Below are 1,825 nucleotides of genomic sequence, written 5' to 3'. Positions count from 1 at the left end.
CGCTGAACGGCGACTTCAACGGCCTGAAGTTTGAGCTGGACAACGCGCGCAAGGACCTGCGCTACTACACCCACCTGGCCGAGATGGTGAATGTTCCTTCTCTCGTGGGCGAGGCCGTGCACCAAAGCCTGGCCACCGCCAGCGCGCTGGGCCAGGGCAAGAAATTTGTCACCGCCCTTGTGACGGCACAGGAAAAACTCACAGGCGCGAAAATCACGCCGCAGTGAGCCGCGGTTCGACGGCGCCTAAAGCGCCTTGGCGTACACCACGAAGCCGGAGTTTTCCGCCACCTGGTCATACAGCCTCATGGCCGTGTTGTTGGTTTTGTGGGTTTGCCAATAAACGCGGGTAGAACCGGCGGCCTGGGCTTTCTCGTACACGGCTTCAATCAGCGCCTTGCCAACGCCCCGGCCGCGCACGGCTTCAGCCGTGAACAGATCCTGCAAATAACAGACCGGCGCAATGCGGGTGGTGCTACGGTGATACAGGTAATGCGTGAGGCCCACGAGTTCGCCGCCAGACTCCGCCACCAGAGCGTGGACAGGCTCATACGCATCAAAAAAGCGCGACCAGGTCATTGCGGTGATGTCGTCAGCCAGCGCCGTCTGACCGGATCGGCCGTAGAACTTGTTGTAGCCCAGCCAAAGGGGCAACCAGGCCTCGAAATCCTGCGGCGCTATGGGACGAACGGTGATGGATGAAGCCACTGGCATGGGCACCTCTTGATGATGGCAGGCAGGGTTGATGCCGGAGAGAGCGGGTATCAGCCGTTGAACGCGACAGGCTGGGTAGTGCCGGCCTTGTTGCGCACGACAACCGTGCCGGCGAGCTTGTCGTGCCAGCCCTGCTTGCGGGCGTCGAAAGCCACCCAGAAAAAACCCAGGCAAAAGGGAATGGTGGACAGCACATAACCGACGTAGCGGATGACGAACTGGCCTGCCGTGGCCTTGAGGCCGGTCCTGGCGTCCACGATGCGGGCAGCAATCGCCATTTTCCCGGGTGTCGCCTGCCGAACGATCCAGAAGCCCACGACCACCACAGCCGGAATAACCCATGAGATCAGGAAATCCGCCGGCCCCTGAACCAGCTTTGTACTGTTCCAGTAAGCGGTGCCGTAGATGACCGTCAGCAGCGGGAAGATCAGCACGCAGAACAACACGGTATCAATCAGCGATGCCCAGACGCGTATCCAGAAGCCGGCATATTCAAGTTCTGATGTTTCCATGGTTCTTTTTTGCTGAACAAGTTTGCAGTCACAGCGGATTCAGTCCGCCACCGCCGGCACACGCTGTGTCACCGCGCACATGAGCTCATAACCGACGGTGCCGCCGGCGTGCGCCACTTCGTCGATCGGCAGCACCGCGCCGCTGGAGGCGCGGCCCCACAGCGTCACCTCGGTGCCGATGCCCGCGCCGGGCACGGGAGTCAGGTCCACCGTGATCATGTCCATGCTGACGCGCCCCACCATGCGGGTGCGCACGCCATTCACCAGCATCGGCGTACCTGTGCTGCAGTGGCGCGGGTAGCCGTCTGCGTAACCGCAGGCCACCACGCCGATGCGCAACGGGCCGTCGGCCGTGAAACAGGAGCCGTAACCCACGGTATCGCCGGCTTTGAGCTCCTGGATGCCGATGATTTTCGATGACAGCGTGATGGTGGGCTGCAAATCCCAGTCGGCCGCGCCGTGCTCGGGAAAGTCGGGCGCGCTGCCGTAAACCAGGATACCGGGCCGCACCCAGTCGGAGCGCCCGGCCAGCACATCGCCGTGCCGCAAGGTGGCGGCGCTGTTGCTGAGGGTGCGCTCACCCGGCAGGTCGTGCGTGAC

The 1,825-nt window shown here is 62.7% G+C and carries 3 protein-coding genes and 1 pseudogene; 1 reads left to right on the top strand and 3 read right to left on the bottom strand.

The window, feature by feature from the left end; translation table 11 throughout:
* Nucleotides 1–227: pseudogene (locus tag AC1D1P_RS22290) on the top strand (NAD(P)-dependent oxidoreductase); the annotation flags it as partial.
* A gap of 18 nt (nucleotides 228–245) precedes the next feature.
* Here AC1D1P_RS22290 and AC1D1P_RS22285 read toward each other — a convergent pair.
* From AC1D1P_RS22285 to alr, 3 genes are all read right to left on the bottom strand, one after another.
* Nucleotides 246–713, bottom strand: coding sequence for an N-acetyltransferase family protein (locus tag AC1D1P_RS22285; RefSeq protein WP_477674486.1), 468 nt, complete (start codon nucleotides 711–713; stop codon nucleotides 246–248).
* Between the two features lie 50 nt (nucleotides 714–763).
* Nucleotides 764–1,225, bottom strand: a complete 462-nt coding sequence (locus AC1D1P_RS22280; protein WP_477674485.1) for an RDD family protein — start codon at nucleotides 1,223–1,225, stop codon at nucleotides 764–766.
* 39 nt (nucleotides 1,226–1,264) lie between these two features.
* A partial coding sequence (alr, locus tag AC1D1P_RS22275) for an alanine racemase (RefSeq protein WP_477674484.1) occupies nucleotides 1,265–1,825 on the bottom strand: 561 nt, incomplete at its 5' end.

This window comes from Polaromonas sp. P1_E1_2 (genome assembly GCF_056406035.1).
Note: the sequence above shows the minus strand (reverse complement) of the source record. Positions and strands in the feature narration are given on the sequence as shown.